This is a genomic window from Pseudomonas sp. PHC1 (assembly GCF_046487845.1).
Taxonomy (GTDB): domain Bacteria; phylum Pseudomonadota; class Gammaproteobacteria; order Pseudomonadales; family Pseudomonadaceae; genus Aquipseudomonas; species Aquipseudomonas sputi.
Genome location: NZ_JBJXHJ010000070.1, coordinates 1 through 863, shown reverse-complemented (window position 1 = coordinate 863; position 863 = coordinate 1). Strand labels below are relative to the sequence as shown.

The window sequence follows — 863 nt, the reverse complement described above, 5'->3', positions numbered from 1 at the left end:
ATGCAACTCCTGATACATGCCCGCGCAATACTGGCTGCCTCTGTCCGAGTGATGAACCAGTGGTTGTTCGGTCCGACGTTGCTTCACCGCCCGGCGCAGCGCCTGCGCTACCGATTCGGTGTGCAGGCTTTCATGGACGTGATAACCCACGATCTTTCGCGAAAAGGCATCCGTCACCAGGCTCAAATAAGCCACACCTTCCTGAGTAGGTAGATAGGTGATGTCAGCCACCCAAACTTGCTCTGGGCCGCTTGGGACAACTTGGTCAGGGCCAGCCTTGAGTAAGTTTGGATGGCGCCGAAAGCGATGATGGCTGTCAGTCGTCTTGTGGTAAGCGCGTTTGCGAGCCACGAGCAAACGCCTTTCGCGCAAAATTGCAAACAGGCGATCTCGACCCACTTGCAGTTCAAGTCGAGGCTGACAATGCAGCAAGTAATGCAGCTTTCGGGTGCCCAGCCGTGGTTGTCGCTGACGCTTTTGCTGAACGAAATCGGCAACTTGCTGATCCAGAACGAACCGAGCAGCTTCGGCGCGATTGCGCTTGTAGTAAGCCTGTCGGCTTATCCCCATGAACTGGCAAGCCCTGCTGATGCTCAGGTTTTGGATTCGTTTTTGCGCGAGGACTTGCCGGGACGCTTTTTTATGACAGAAAGACCGTAGTCATTTTTCAGCACGTCCACGACCGCCTCGAAAAACTGGGCTTTCTGATTGGACAGAGCCAATTGCTCTTCAAGCTCTTTGATACGTTGCTCTGGCGTCAATGGTCGGTTTTTGTCGGGCATAGACCCCATCCTCGGCGAGCCAATGTATGTGCCCGGGCTCCAATCCTGCCGACCGTGCTTGCGTAACCACATCAGAACGGT

1 pseudogene is annotated in these 863 nt (G+C 54.8%); it reads right to left on the bottom strand.

Annotation, left to right across the window (positions count from 1 at the left end):
• A pseudogene (locus tag ACKJSM_RS28675) lies at positions 1 to 863 on the bottom strand (IS3 family transposase); the annotation flags it as partial.